The organism is Paenibacillus sp. VTT E-133291, from assembly GCF_002264395.1.
Classification (GTDB): Bacteria; Bacillota; Bacilli; order Paenibacillales; family Paenibacillaceae; genus Paenibacillus_AQ; species Paenibacillus_AQ nitricinens.
In genome coordinates this window covers 1-14,515 of the sequence record NZ_NFVA01000034.1, presented here as the reverse complement: position 1 = coordinate 14,515, position 14,515 = coordinate 1, and the positions used below count along the sequence as shown (strand labels likewise).

12 protein-coding genes and 1 pseudogene are annotated in these 14,515 nt (G+C 40.3%); 10 read left to right on the top strand and 3 right to left on the bottom strand.

Annotated elements, in window-relative coordinates; genetic code table 11:
• Positions 1–96 precede the first annotated feature (96 nt).
• Together CA598_RS32960 and CA598_RS15055 are read right to left on the bottom strand one after the other, a co-directional pair.
• A complete protein-coding gene (locus CA598_RS32960; RefSeq protein WP_256990513.1) occupies positions 97–222 on the bottom strand; it encodes an NAD(P)H-dependent oxidoreductase in 126 nt (41 codons plus the stop codon).
• 281 nt (positions 223–503) lie between these two features.
• Positions 504–1,445 (bottom strand): AraC family transcriptional regulator, encoded by a 942-nt coding sequence (locus tag CA598_RS15055; protein WP_094877033.1) that lies wholly within the window; start codon positions 1,443–1,445, stop codon positions 504–506.
• A 455-nt stretch (positions 1,446–1,900) separates the two neighbouring features.
• Between CA598_RS15055 and CA598_RS15050 the strand changes: the two genes are divergently transcribed.
• From CA598_RS15050 to yaaA, 10 genes are all read left to right on the top strand, one after another.
• The gene (locus CA598_RS15050; RefSeq protein WP_094877032.1) at positions 1,901–2,920 is read left to right on the top strand and encodes a glycoside hydrolase family 88/105 protein; all 1,020 of its coding nucleotides are present in this window, start codon (positions 1,901–1,903) and stop codon (positions 2,918–2,920) included.
• 12 nt (positions 2,921–2,932) lie between these two features.
• Positions 2,933–5,095 (top strand): 1,3-beta-galactosyl-N-acetylhexosamine phosphorylase, encoded by a 2,163-nt coding sequence (gnpA, locus tag CA598_RS15045; protein WP_094877031.1) that lies wholly within the window; start codon positions 2,933–2,935, stop codon positions 5,093–5,095.
• Between the two features lie 244 nt (positions 5,096–5,339).
• On the top strand, positions 5,340–6,950 hold the full coding sequence (locus tag CA598_RS15040) for a Na/Pi cotransporter family protein (RefSeq protein ID WP_094877030.1): 1,611 nt from the start codon (positions 5,340–5,342) through the stop codon (positions 6,948–6,950).
• A 140-nt stretch (positions 6,951–7,090) separates the two neighbouring features.
• Positions 7,091–7,390 (top strand): hypothetical protein, encoded by a 300-nt coding sequence (locus CA598_RS15035; protein ID WP_094877029.1) that lies wholly within the window; start codon positions 7,091–7,093, stop codon positions 7,388–7,390.
• Positions 7,391–7,625: 235 nt separating this feature from the next.
• Entirely contained in the window at positions 7,626–8,354 is a 729-nt protein-coding gene (locus CA598_RS15030) for a LytR/AlgR family response regulator transcription factor (protein WP_094877028.1), read from the top strand.
• A complete protein-coding gene (locus tag CA598_RS15025) occupies positions 8,351–9,628 on the top strand; it encodes a sensor histidine kinase (RefSeq protein WP_094877027.1) in 1,278 nt (425 codons plus the stop codon). The genes CA598_RS15030 and CA598_RS15025 overlap by 4 nt, the downstream gene beginning before the upstream one ends.
• A 787-nt stretch (positions 9,629–10,415) precedes the next feature.
• On the top strand, positions 10,416–11,288 hold the full coding sequence (locus CA598_RS15015) for an aminoglycoside phosphotransferase family protein (RefSeq protein WP_094877025.1): 873 nt from the start codon (positions 10,416–10,418) through the stop codon (positions 11,286–11,288).
• A 191-nt stretch (positions 11,289–11,479) separates the two neighbouring features.
• On the top strand, positions 11,480–13,036 hold the full coding sequence (locus CA598_RS15005; RefSeq protein WP_094877023.1) for a glycosyltransferase family 39 protein: 1,557 nt from the start codon (positions 11,480–11,482) through the stop codon (positions 13,034–13,036).
• Between the two features lie 32 nt (positions 13,037–13,068).
• On the top strand, positions 13,069–13,338 hold the full coding sequence (locus tag CA598_RS15000; protein ID WP_094877022.1) for a hypothetical protein: 270 nt from the start codon (positions 13,069–13,071) through the stop codon (positions 13,336–13,338).
• Between the two features lie 102 nt (positions 13,339–13,440).
• Positions 13,441–14,193, top strand: a complete 753-nt coding sequence (gene yaaA, locus CA598_RS14995; RefSeq protein ID WP_094877021.1) for a peroxide stress protein YaaA — start codon at positions 13,441–13,443, stop codon at positions 14,191–14,193.
• A gap of 48 nt (positions 14,194–14,241) precedes the next feature.
• On the opposite strand, the pseudogene CA598_RS14990 reads toward yaaA, so the two are convergent.
• A pseudogene (locus CA598_RS14990) lies at positions 14,242–14,515 on the bottom strand (transposase); the annotation flags it as partial.

Genomic DNA, 14,515 nt, shown 5'->3' with positions numbered 1-14,515 from the left:
CGCTGGCTTGAAATGAAGCTCCAAAGAAAGCATGATATGGTAGCGCTTCAGCGCCAACATGTTTGGCACTGGCTTTAAAGGGTGCCATTACTTCGTCTACTTTTTCCCGTTAAGCTTGTCACCGTTTAATCCATAAGCCCATCCGTAAGCGAGCACATCGTCGAACCATTTTTTCAATAGAGGCGGATAACTGTACCAGTACAACGGGAATTGAAAGATCACATGGTATCATTATCTTGCAGGTTTTTAAAAAAGAAAATACACACAATAAAATAAGATGGTTACTTCGAAGTACGAACTAGACTCACGAAAAAATATATGTAAAAATGAAGTTTCGGGTAAGTTTAATTAGATCAGCATGAACGAGGAGAAGAGATCGTCTTGTTGGAGGATAAGAGTAATTGCAAGAAGTTGAAAAATATCAGAGCTGCAAGCGAGTTGGAAAAAAGCAAATTTTAAACATGAGCGAGAAGATGAAGCTAAAGCATTCAAACTCCCTTTCCCTATACCCACCCCGTAAACTCCAATATAGATGCCTTTGCGGATTGCGCTTCGGTATGTGCGCCTTTGCGCCATTGCTTGGGCGATTCACCCATTAGCTTGGAGAAACATCGGTTGAAGCTGGAGATGGACTGAAAACCGACTTGTTCAGAGATGGAGAGGATGGAAGCATCCGTACTTTTTAAATGCTTGCAGGCCTCTTCAATGCGGGTGCTGTTTAGAAAATCAAGAGGTGCGCTTCCCATGATTTCATGGAATTTTCTACGGAAATGAGTGGTGCTTAGATGGCATAGATCAGCCAGATCATGGATGGACATAGGTATCATATAGTTTTTGGTGATGTATTCCAGAACCGGAGCGATGACAAAATCACCTTTTAGATTATGTTCTGTTTCTTGCTCGGCCAAGAGTTCATTCCGGGAATGGATTCTAAGCAGTTCTATATAAAGAGATAACAATAAGCCGTAGGCGCTTTCCTGATAGTAAGGATTTTTGTGCTTCAATTCCTCTACGACCGATGTCGCAAGGGTATAAACCTTGGGATGTTCCTCCTTGTTCACAATACAATTCATTCCCTTGATCGCCCACAAATTTGGCTCGAAGTCACTATAAGCGCTTTTGAATGAATGTTGAAAGAGTTCCTCAGGTGAAAAAAAGATATATGACCAAAGACTGGCTTCATTTGGCGAACTATACGTTGTATGAGGCAGATACCTAGGGATGAAGGTCACATCTCCGGCTTTAAAAGGCACAGCTTCTCCCTTGATCTCCATGATCCCGCTATCCGAATGACAGATGCCAATCTCTAAATGGTTATGAAAATGGAGATGTTCACTTTTAATATCGGAAATCTTCCAACGTTCACCGCTTAACAGTAGAATAGGGAAGTTTATCGGCAAGCTGTAGTGGCGGTATTCAATGACGGGCTTCTTTTTTCTGGGCATATTCTCAATACTCCCATTCTTATTACGTAGGTTGAGTAGATTATAGGTTAACGTTATACCAAATTCAACTATATAAAGAGAACTTGATATTATACAATTTGGGAAAAAAGTGGCGGAGGAGAAGTTTGGAACTGTAGGAGCGGTAGCGTCCGCCTGAAAGCTTTCCATAGGAAAGCTCACTTCGGAAGCATAAGCAGTCTCCGGATTTCAACCACTAATAGTGGTACAAATCAAGAAATTCTTACGACAACAGCGGCCGGAAGTCCAAACATTCACCGGAATTGCGACTCATCCTGTCCTTGTACCATAAATGGTTGAAATTGCACAGTTTAGTTATGAATATGCTTAGAATCAGACCATTTTACTCCTTACAATAGAATTAGTAAAGCGTTTACAATAGGACGGACAGCTCTCAAGCGCCAATGGGGGCGTGTGCGAAAGAGAGGAGAATCAAGATGCTTCAATTAACTTATGACAGAGAAGAGATTCTAAGCGTTATCGGCAAAGTCGTTAGAAAAACAATGACGATGGATTTAACATGGGATTGGCCTTGTGGTGTGGCTTATTATGGGGTAACCAGAGCCTATCAGACCACCGGAAATAAAGAGTATTTGGATATGCTTGTCCAGTGGGCAGACGAATACATCGAGCTGGGCCTGCCGGACTGGACGGTAAACACTTGTGCCATGGGTCATATGCTGATCACCTTGTATGAAGAAACAGGCAACCAGAAATATTGGGATATTGTGATGAGTAAGGTGGATTATCTTCAGCACCATGCCCTTAGATTCGGTGATCATGTTCTTCAGCATACCGTATCCGTCTCGAATGATTTTCCAGAACAGGCATGGGCAGATACCTTGTTTATGGCGGCATTTTTTCTGCTACGTGTAGGAAGTAAATTAAACGATCAGGAAATGATCCAGGATGCCCTGAATCAATATTACTGGCATATCAAATACCTGCAAGACCCTAGCAGCGGCCTCTGGTACCATGGCTACAATAATGTGAAGCTGGATCATATGTCCGGACTATATTGGGGCAGAGCAAATGCTTGGGGCGCATATACCATGTCGCAAGTCAAAAAGCTTTTGAAAGACTGGTATTTGTATCCGCAATGTATGGATGTGGAGTGCTCGCTTCGCGATCAACTGGCCGCACTCAAGCTTGTGCAAACGGAGAATGGCCTGTGGCGGACCGTACTGGATGACGAAGAGTCTTATGAAGAAGTATCTGCTTCTTGCGGGATAGCGGCTGCAATGATCAATAACGGCAATCCGCTGCATACCAAATATGTGCAAAAGGCCCTGAAGGGTGTTCTAAGTAATATCAGCGAGGATGGACGTGTACTGGGAGTATCCGGCGGAACAGCGGTTATGAAGGACCGGGAAGGCTATCGCAATATTCCAAAAGACTGGATTCAAGGCTGGGGGCAAGGCTTAGCACTCTCTTTTCTGTCCGATATGCTTAAATAGGAGGAATCCAAGTTGTCCAAGCAAACAATGGGTGCCTTTACACTACCGGGCGAATCCGGTTATGAGGCACTGACCTTAGCGTTAGCTGAACGGTGGGGTGCCGATGTCATCCGTGACAGTGACGGTACACAGTTATCCGATGAGATTATCAACGCAGGATACGGCATTTATTCTACAATCTGTATCATCAGAGATCATAATGAATGGGCAACTCAAAACTCTGATAAGCTACAGCAGAGCTTTTTAATTACCAATCCGAAGGTAGCGGTCGAAGATTATTTATCCATCTATTTGATGGAGGACTTTTTCGCTGAGCAATTCCGAGTAAATGACTCCAAAGAGGCATTTAAGTACTGGCAGGTTTATGACCGAACTACAGGTGAAGAGATTCCAAGAGATCAGTGGAATTATGAGCGGGAATCAGGAAATGTAGTCGTTACTGGTATTTCGCCTTGGCATAAGTATACGGTTAGCTTCATGGTCTACCGGATTTGGGAAGAGATCTCCATGTACAACCACACCACGAATCACTGGGAAAAAGAGCATCTGATGCAGATTGATCCCATCTATGTTGAAACGCAGAACTATTTGCTCCATTGGATCGAAGATTGGTGTCATAAGCATCAGGAAACAACAGTTGTCCGGTTTACATCCCTATTTTATAATTTCGCCTGGATTTGGGGCAGCAATGAGCGCAATCGCCATTTGTTCTCAGACTGGGGTTCATACGATTTTACGGTAAGCTCAAGAGCGCTTGATCTGTTTGCTCGGAAATATGGGTATTCGCTCACGGCCGAGGATTTTGTGAATGGTGGAAAATATCGCGTCAGTCATATCCCGGCGCAGCAGCGCAAGCTGGACTGGATGGCATTTATCAATGATTTTGTCATCGGATTTAGTAAGCAGTTAATTGATATAGTGCATAAGCACGACAAGCTGGCGTATGTTTTCTATGATGATAGTTGGGTTGGTATGGAGCCTTACAATGATCGCTTTGAAGAGTTTGGCTTCGACGGAATGATTAAATGTGTGTTCTCAGGGTTCGAGGCAAGAATGTGTTCAAGTGTAAAAGTAGATACCCATGAGATTCGGCTGCATCCCTACTTATTTCCGGTTGGATTGGGAGGGCTTCCTACTTTTATGGAGGGAGGTAACCCTACACTAGACGCCAAAAAATATTGGATCAATATCCGGCGTGCTCTACTCAGAGAGCCTATAGATCGAATTGGATTGGGCGGATACTTGCATCTTGTAGAGCCTTACCCGGATTTTTGTGATTACATCGAAAAGATTGCAGGTGAGTTCAGAGAAATAAAAGAGCTGCATCATAAAGGCAAACCGTATCATATGAAGACGAAGGTAGCCATTCTACATGCTTGGGGAAAATTGAGATCGTGGACCTTGTCCGGGCATTTCCATGAAACGTATATGCATGATCTGATTCATATCAATGAGGCTTTATCTGGATTGCCGATTGAAGTACAATTTATTGATTTTGAGGATATCCGTCAGGGAATTTTAAAGGATTATGATGTAGTGATCAACGCCGGCTCTGCTGGTTCAGCATGGAGTGGTGGAGAACACTGGAGGGACAGCAAGTGCGTGGACTTACTGACAGAGTGGGTGTATGAAGGTGGTACTTTTATAGGCGTGAATCAGCCTTCGGCGCTTGAAGGGTATGACAGCTTTTTCAGAATGGCACATGTTCTCGGTCTGGATGAGGATACAGGCTCCAGAGTAGCGCATGGAAAATGGACATATGACGTTAAAGATGAGCTTGGTTTAGTGCCTGATAGGGCTAACATTACACCCAAAAACAACATTTATCTTACCGATGGATCAGCAGCAGTTGTGACTGAAACGGATGGGCTGATAACCTTATCCACGCATGACTTCGGTAAAGGAAAAGGGATCTACCTGCCTTCTTTCACCTTCAGCTTTGAGAATACAAGATTGCTGCTGAATTTGATTCGTTTTGCGGGTAATGAGTTCACGGAGACCAAGTACATTACGGATAACTTATATACAGAATGTGCTTATTATCCAGAAAGTAAAATCCTCGTAGTCATTAACAATAGCGATCTGGTTCAAAGCACTACGATTTATACGGAATATGGACAACAAACCCTGGAATTAGATCCGTATGACACGATTATTAGAACTATTGGGGACTAGTAATACCGAAGAAGCTCAAGCCTGCGGCTAACTTGTCGAAGCTTGAGCTTTTTTGCTGCGATATTTTTGAAAATGATCTCACTATATATAAATTGGGTTAGGCATCCTGAAATTAGATCATGCTATGTGTTGTAGCCAACATTGAGATTCGTAACCTATGTCTATATTTAGATAATTCATAATCTTTATATGATATGCTAAAATAAAACGGGTTTAAAACAACAACTAGAGGAGGATTTACCTATTGGATTGGCAGGATTTAATATTTAAGTTTGTTGGTGGACTTGGCATTTTTCTATTCGGTATCAAATACATGTCGGACGGGCTTCAAAAATCCGCAGGGGATAAAATGCGCGGTTTGCTCGAGAAGTATACATCCAATCCGATTTTGGGTGTTCTTGTCGGGATTAGCGTAACTGTATTGATACAATCGTCAACAGGGACAACTGTTATGGCAATCGGACTTGTTAGCGCGGGGCTTATGACTTTGCGGCAAGCCATTGGTGTGGTCATGGGCGCCAATATCGGAACAACAATGACTGCATTTATTGTAGGAATCAAAATTGAAGAGTATGCCCTTCCCATTATTGCGGTCGGTGCTTTCTTCTTGTTTTTCATTAACAAAAAACGTTACCAGTATATTGGACAGATTATATTTGGATTTGGAACTTTGTTTCTCGGCTTAGCTACGATGGGAGGGGGACTTAAACCACTTCGGGAGTTGCCGGCATTTACAGATTTTATGATTGATCTGTCTCACCAACCATTCTTAGGTTTGTTTGTGGGTACGTTATTTACAATGATTGTACAGAGTTCTAGTGCAACGATTGGTATATTGCAGACAATTGCTGACGAGGGCATGATTAGTCTACGGGGAGCTTTACCGATTTTGTTCGGTGACAATATCGGTACGACAATAACGGCGGTACTTGCATCGATCGGTGCGTCGGTGGCTGCTAAAAGGACGGCTCTCGTACATGTTATTTTTAATATTGTTGGGGCGATTATTTTTACGATTCTACTACCAGTCGTTTATAACATTGTCCTCTGGGTTGGAGAAGGTGTGAATATCCGTATGCAGATTGCCTATGCTCATGGGTTTTTCAATGTTACGAATACACTTATCTTCCTGCCCCTAATTCCAGTACTGGCTTGGATCGTAACTAAGGCCATTCCGGGCACAAAGGAAGAGATTCAGTTCAAAGCCATTTATCTCGACGAACGTCTTCTCGCAACACCTGCTATGGCTCTTGGTCAAGCACAGCATGAGATTGTACGGATGGGACAATATGCATCTGAATCACTTCAGGATGCAACAGGGTTCTTTTTCAATAAGGACACTAAATCCGCAGAGCAGGCTCTTCAGAAGGAAGAGCTAGTGAATGAGCTGAACCGTAAAATTACCGATTATATCGTGAAAATTCACCAGAAGGGTCTTTCTCCGAAAGAATCTGAGAATGCCACAGGCTGGTTCCAGACGGTAAGTGACTTGGAACGAATCGGTGATCACGCTGAGAATATTGTGGAGCTGGGCGAATTCAGAATGACGAATAAGCTGGAGTTATCGGCCGAGGCAGCTGCTGAGCTTAAGGAAATGATGGAGGTTGCGAATCAGGCTGTGAACAAAGCGCTGGTTGCCCTTGAACATAATGACAAGGATGTAGCCAAAGATGTGCTTCAACTTGAATTAAAGTTGGATGAGCTAGAAATAGAGTATCGTAAGAATCACATTCAGCGGCTGCATAAAAATTTATGCTCCGTCGGAACGGGATCAATTTACCTCGACCTGCTAACCAATCTGGAGCGAATTGGTGATCATAGTAAGAATATTGCGCAGTTTGTTTTGCACGAATAATAAACAACACCTTTAGAATAAACATTGGATAATCCCTATCTGATAAATTCTAGGAGGTGTTTTTTTTATTATGAAAAGGACAAAGATCATGCTCTCAAGGATTAGGTAAGATTGATTTAATTTCTTTGGTGGATGATTGTATGGTTCTGATCGAATTTAAAATTAAAGAAAATAGAGAAACCCTCTTAAGATGTGTTTTTGAAATCGCTACATATTATCAGGTGCTGTCAAAGTCTAAGTTTTTGGATAGTTATTCAAATGAATTTGGATCACCTAAACGAATAAAGAAAGCGATTTTGATCGTATCGAATTCTTTACAACATAAGGAGATGCTAGAACTTCGTAATGGGGAAAGAAGACACTTGGAAAAGCTTATGGATGAACTGGAAGTCCAAGTGTTCTGTATGGATCCTGTTAGCTTCGAAGTGCAGACTCTATAAACTAATATGGATACTGTTCTGAACTGCAAAAGCTATTAGGCTATAAACTCAGATCGGTTATGAATTTTACGGTTCAAGAATTACTGTTGGCTATGAAATAGTTTAATAAGCATTTACTAGACGACTTCGGTCGTCTTTTTTATTTACAAGGACTTCTGATCTTCTTTATTGAATTGTTACTAATAAGGTAATGTTTTCAAAACAATGCGTTTATAAAAAAAGGGAGTTTAGAGGAATGATAAGAATATGTATTTGTGATGATGAACAATTACATAGTTCCAAATTAGAGAAGATTATAATGGATAGTGCAGGCTTGTATCAAAATATAGAGTTTGATATTGACATTTATGAGTCCGGAAAATCATTATTGAAAGCTTTAAATGCAAGAAACGAAGAGTACCAAATATTATTCTTAGATATTGAAATGGGGATTTTAAATGGAATCGAGGTCGCTCGGGAAATTAGAAAAATAGACAAAAACATGATTATCATTTATGTTACCAGCTATGACAATTACGCCATGGAAAGCTTTGAAGTTTCGCCTTTTCGATACCTACTAAAACCTTTAAAAGAAGAGCAAATAAGTAAAGTATTACTTCACGCCATTGATGAGGTTAGAAGAAATAACCAGTATTTATTCTTCAAAACTCAAAATCTTAACTATCAAATCAAAAGTGAGACGATTCTATCCATTTCATCTGAGAAAGGAAGGATTATACATGTTGTAACCGTTGATGATGAATTTTCATTCTATGGCACAATAAAAGAGATTAAAGAAATGCTTGATCCATTATCCTTTGTAAAAGTAAATCAAGGCACCATTTTAAATTTAAATTACATACATATTGTTTCTGGAACCGATATTATTCTCACCAATAAAGAAAATTTCGCAATTAGTAGAGGGCAGAGGAAAATAGTTAAAGATGCCTATAACCAGTTCATAAAAAGGAGGATTGGCTTTTGAGAAATATTGAGGTTATTAGCATTGCGATTCTAGCTATTCTCTATACGCTTGTTCAGGTCACATCAATTTCTATTTATTTTAATGGATTTCTTAACCTCAGAATTTCAAAGTATAAATTTTATTCCTTAACATTTCTCGCTATGGGAGTAATAAAATTATTGTCTAGTGATACAAACTCTATGGTTAAGTTGTTTTTATTTGTTGTTCTTTTGAGTATCTGTATACTGTATTCGTTCTACGGATCAATGGCTCAAAGGATCTACCACATTATCTTTTTTACGCTGATCACTACACTTGCAGACTTGGCGTTGTCTATTATTACATATAATTATGATCAAAAATTTGAAGGCCAGTTATTCATTATGCTAGTCGTATATTTTAGTGCAAACTTTTTATCGTTGTTAATTGTGATGTTGTCGGCAAAGCTGTTACTCTATTTTAGATCTGATAATGAGATCGGATTAAGTAATAAGGAATGTTTGTTATTAAGTATAGTGCCTTGTCTATCCTTATTGAGTATATATTGGATTTTTCAATATAAAGATATTAATCAATTTGTTCCATGCATTTTTTTATTAATTGTCAATGTGTGCATTATGCTGATTTACAATAGTTTAGAAGGAAAAAATTTTCTTATACATAAGTACTCCATAATGGAGACACAAAATAAATATTACGAAGAGAGCTTAGAGAATCAAAGGGAAATATCTAAGCTAAAACATGATCTGAAAAATATTTTATTAAATATAGCCTATGGATTGGAAAGGAAAAAAACAGACGAGGTAAAGGAGGAGTTACAGGAGTTATTGAAAACCACTGTATTCTCATATAGATTATTAACCGGTTGTATACCCATCGATGCCATTCTTAATAGTAAGCTGGAACAAACCAAGAAACATAATATAGAATGCACCTTAGACCTCCAAGTTCCTCATGACTTATTTATAGAACATACTATTGATCTAGCAGCCATTTTAGGGAATCTTTTAGATAATGCCGTGGAAGCCGTACTTAGATTAACAGAAGAAATAAAAAAGGAAATTGAAATCAAAATAAAGTTTAGTGAGGGTAAATTATTCATAATCATTGTAAATTCGTCGAATCATGTGAATGTGGACTTTTCCTATGGGCGATTAATCTCTGAAAAAGGGAAAAATAGGTACGGTATTGGAATCAGCAGTATCAATGAACGAGTCAAAAAGTTAAAAGGATACTCAGACTTTTCGTACGATGAGGGCTATTTCAATTCAATCGTGGTTTTACCCATTCCATAAAATAAAAAGGCGACTTTCCATTCAAAAATTGACTGAGAAATCGCCTTTTTATTTTGCAGATTACAACGAGTATTCTGCGGATTACAACGAGCGTCAAAAAACAAAAAAATAATGGTTTATGATTTCAATATAGGTTATCAAGGTCTAAATCAAATAGGAAAGGAGGGAGAACGTTATGATTCCATTAGTTGTATTAGTTGTTGTATTTGCTTTATTGACTATAACGCTGTCATGTTTATGGCTCTACAACGATTGTTTGTATCGAGGGATAAATCCTTGGATTTGGGTATTCTTAATGATTGCGACCACTCCCATATTGGGATTCATTTTATATTCTCTTATTGGAAAAAGGGGAATATCAATTACGGGTAAGCCTAGGAAGAATAAGTATATAGGATCTGCGGTTTTTATTACCATATTGTTGCTTATTTGTTCAAGTATCGGATTGGCATTTTATTCAGTGATATAGGTAGAAAAGTTAGATTCAAGCCAACAAGTGCTCTGTAGAACTTCTACAGGGCTTTTTATTGTTGCACAGTTCATTTCATTATTTTACCTCCTATGCTACTATATCTACGATCATAAAAGGAACAATTTAGAAGAGTAGGTGGGTTTCATGGGAATTGGTGCTGTCACTTTGATTGTAAAAAACATGGAAAAGATGGCCACATTCTATCGGGACATCATGAAAATTCCTATGGGCTGCGTGAAGCTGTTGTGGCTGACCCCGAAGGGAACTTGATTGAGATCGTAGCTATATACAATTACTCGAAAGGAAGAACTACTCTTGAGAACCCCTATAACTAACGTAAACTGGATAGAACACAAAGAAATCATGGATGACTTACTTATTCAAGAAGCCAACTTAACCATACATCTAATGGATGAGGGCTTTGAAGCAGAGGTTCTAAAGATCAGGTCTGATGAGGGGAGCTATGTCTTGAAAACGTGGAGTAAGAGCTCCAAACCAGATGTTCAGTTTCAATACCGTTTATTGGAGGTACTGTCCGAGCGAGGAATAGCCGTCTCCAAACCAGTGGGCTGGGGGATCAACCCGAACGGGGATAAGGTGTTGTTAACAAGCTTTGATGGAACGCCAATTCATAAAGTGAATAATAAGGTAATGAAGGAGCTCGCGAGCATTTTAGCCAGAATTCATCAAATAGATATCGCTGAGCTTGAACATATACAACTACCTAAGTACGATTTCATCGATTACTTTTTTCCTGAAGCGAATGAGCACGCAGATCTTAATCTTGCACTTATTTCACTAGTGGAGCAAACTCCTATGAAACAAAATCGTATCATTCATGGAGATTTTCATTTAGGAAATATAGTAGAAGAACAACAGCGGTTTACCGTCATCGATTGGACGAACGGCCAGTTAGGAGATCCTAGATATGATTTTGCATGGTCACTTATTCTGCTGAAAATCCATATCTCCGAGCGTTACGCTGATATGTTCCGTTCTGCTTATCTATTGGAGAATTTTATGGAGCAGGATGAGCTTGAGGTCTTCGAAGCCTGGGCTTGTCTTAGATGGATCTTGCTGAATAGACGAGGCAGTACACCTAAAGGACCTAAGGTAACGAAGAGAGTAAGGAGCATACTAGGAAGTAATGGCTTTCTGAAAGATTTGGATTTCCAAGGGTTTAAATGAACTTCATCTTAAAAAGAATTACATTATAGACCGCAACCCTTTGCATGGAGGGCGGTCTATTTACGTTTGTTTGCTGCGAGCTCCCGGCACACTCAATTTTCATTGAATATTCAGTTTGGGTATTTATAATTCTTTTTATAAATCGGGAGATGTACTTGTATAGGACTTCGACTGTGAAAAGGAGGTTTTCCATGGTAAGGGCGATTCAAAAAGCATTGTATCTCATACTGGCATTCTTCATTGGACTGTTTATAGCTTCCTCCTTTTTTATCCGGGCGAAATATAATTATTTCGTATATGGGGACACACCTGTCTTGGAGAAGCAGCAACTCGGCCTTTTTATTCTAGGGATTGTAGTGGTTTTGGCGTTAAGCGTTATTTTGTATAAAATATGCCTGAAGCTTTATCAGTACAGTTGGAAAATCGTCGTTCCAGCTACATTGCTGTGTTCTTTTGCCATTCAAATCGCGATCATTTTTCTGTTTCCTCGCTTGCCGACGGATGATTCGCAGACGGTGCTTTCATTGGCACTTGATATGCTGTACAGGAATGATTATTCATCTTTTGACACGACGGGTTATTTGCATATGTTCCCGTTTAATTTCTCGATTGTTGTGTACTTAAAAACGCTGCTACAGTTATTTCCGGATAATTACTTGGTGATTAAAGTATTCAATATTCTTTTTACACTCTTAACCTCATTAATGATTTACATGCTGTATAAAGAGCTCAATGACAAGTCTAAGGATCATGATTATGGCATTCTTGTGTTTGCCGCTACCTATATCCCCTCTTTGTTTATGAGTAATTTAATATATAACGATGTGATCGCTACCGCCTTTCTGACAAGCGCCTTATATTTTGCTGTGAAATTTATAAAAAGAAAGTCCATAAAGGATATTGTCATCGCAGCCATCTTCCTGGCAGTCGGCAATTATTTCCGAAGCATCGGTGTTATATTTCTGATTGCTGTGGTAGTCAGTCTATTGTTCAGCATGCGTGCAATCGGGGTGAAAAAAGCGCTAAGCGCTTTGTTTATTACGGCTTTATTGTTTAATGTTCCAGGTTGGACGCAAAATGCTGTGCTGCAGGGGATGAATGTTGTAGATGAACCGATTAACGAAAATTCCGCACCAGTCTACATGTGGCTGAATATGGGGATCAATTTGGAGACGTTTGGGTTCTGGGACAACCGGGAGAGCTACGCAATCTATCAGCAGGATGCCAATTATGATAAGGCAGAAAGTACGGAGTTATTTAAAGAGGAGATCAGTAATAAATTCTCCGAGGCCAGCCTAAGCGACTTAGTGAAAATGTATTATAAAAAGCTCGTTTGGACCTGGACAGAAGGAACATACCAGATGGAACGATATGGGCTTGGGAATGACGGATCATCCAGCAACGGTGGGAGAATGGGCTTTGTCATGGACCGTTATAGCTACACTAACGCTGCTACGGATTTGTTTAAGGCGGACTCCAATTATAGAAGCGGAATGTTGTGGTTGCTGTATGTTCTGAATTTTCTGATGTATGTGAGTATATTCGTTCGCTTAATCGGTGGAATAAGAGTTAAAAGATTTGAAGAGACCTCTTTGATTCTTGTGGTGCTGGGCTTTATCGGATTCTATTTATTGTGGGAGATTAAGTCGCGATATATTTACCCCGTGTATCCGCTGCTGATCGTGTTGTCCTACATGGGCTTTAAAGATGTATACGATTATATGGTAAAAAGATATGTTCTCCGTTAACTATTTTCGCTCGGAAAGAAGGGGGTTCAAAGATGCGGACCAAGCGAGTTCTCGCTTTACTCATAGCAGTGCTTGGTTGTTCCATAGTACTCGTCTCCTGTGAGGCCATTACCGCGCAGAAGATATCGAGTACCGACTCCGGGTCAAAGGCGAACGGGGGACAGGGTTTTAATGGTGGTCGGGACAAAAATGGAGGTAGCTTTCCGGGCATGAATGGCGGAACGAGAGGAAACGGTAGCCAGGGTAAGGATGACGGTAGCGGTGATGGTGGCGGCGATGGCGGACGAAGCGGGCGGCAGTGAACAAATTTCATGAACTTGCCTCAAGCCTACGAAGATTAAGTATGATAGGATAAGATTATATATAAATTCCCCGCAGGGGTAAGAAAAGAGAAATGGAGCATCATGAGAATCATTATATCGCCTGCCAAGAAGATGAAGATGGATACGGATTTCATGGATTGCCGGCAGATACCGCAATTCATAAGCGAGTCACAGACGCTTCTGGCCTTATTACAAAAGTTAAATTATGAAGAAGCAAAATCCCTATGGAAATGCAATGATGCCATCGCCACACTGAATGTGGAGCGGATTCGTGATATGGATGTAACACGGAATCTTACACCGGCTATCTTTTCCTATGAGGGTATCCAGTATCAATACATGGCACCTGGGGTACTTCAAATGGAGGAGCTGGAATATCTCCAGCAGCATTTACGGATATTGTCCGGGTTCTATGGCATCGTCCGGCCATTTGACGGCGTTGTTCCGTACAGGCTGGAAATGCAGGCCAAGCTTAACGGACCTGGTTTTAGCTCTATCTACGAGTTCTGGAACAGAAAGCTGGCGGATCAGCTATTCTCGGAGAGTGACATCATTCTGAATCTGGCCTCCAAGGAATATAGCAAGTGCATCTCCCCGTATGTTGGTGGAAACGTTCGAATGATTAGCTGTGTATTCGGGCAGGAAATCGGCGGTAAGATCGTGGAGAGAGCGACCCTGGTCAAGATGGCCAGAGGTGAAATGGTACGCTTCATGGCTGAGCGGCAAATCACCAATGTAGAAGGGATTAAAGGCTTCGACGGGTTTGATTTCAGCTTTGCTGAGGAGCTGTCGGATGAGAATACGTACGTGTTTATACAACAAAAGAATGAATAGAGTAAGTAGTATTTGGGGTAATTCTGAAGGTGGTTGAACAACCAGTCTCAGGATTGCCTTTATTTTTTTGACGTTAACAGTGAATATGGCCATTGCCCCTTGCATCTGCATGCCAACGAGACCCGAGGTAGAGGCTACCTCATACCCGTGTCTGTGTTTTAATTCACTATTCTTTGCTTCAATTTTATAGCGTTTTGTTGCTTTCTCTTTGAAATACTCACTTTCTTGGAATTTTTTTTGCTCGCTATGTTTCATTGATTCAATACATATCGAATAGGTTTTGGATTTCACATATTTGTCGTAGCATATTATCTTTAGGTAC

Bases quoted from the DNA above. Each gene is read 5' to 3' on its own strand.
- CA598_RS15055 (WP_094877033.1), bottom strand. From the start codon at position 1,445: ATGCCCAGAAAAAAGAAGCCCGTCATTGAATACCGCCACTACAGCTTG.
- CA598_RS15050 (WP_094877032.1), top strand. From the start codon at position 1,901: ATGCTTCAATTAACTTATGACAGAGAAGAGATTCTAAGCGTTATCGGC.
- CA598_RS15035 (WP_094877029.1), top strand. From the start codon at position 7,091: ATGGTTCTGATCGAATTTAAAATTAAAGAAAATAGAGAAACCCTCTTA.
- CA598_RS15030 (WP_094877028.1), top strand. From the start codon at position 7,626: ATGATAAGAATATGTATTTGTGATGATGAACAATTACATAGTTCCAAA.
- CA598_RS15005 (WP_094877023.1), top strand. From the start codon at position 11,480: ATGGTAAGGGCGATTCAAAAAGCATTGTATCTCATACTGGCATTCTTC.
- CA598_RS15000 (WP_094877022.1), top strand. From the start codon at position 13,069: ATGCGGACCAAGCGAGTTCTCGCTTTACTCATAGCAGTGCTTGGTTGT.
- yaaA (WP_094877021.1), top strand. From the start codon at position 13,441: ATGAGAATCATTATATCGCCTGCCAAGAAGATGAAGATGGATACGGAT.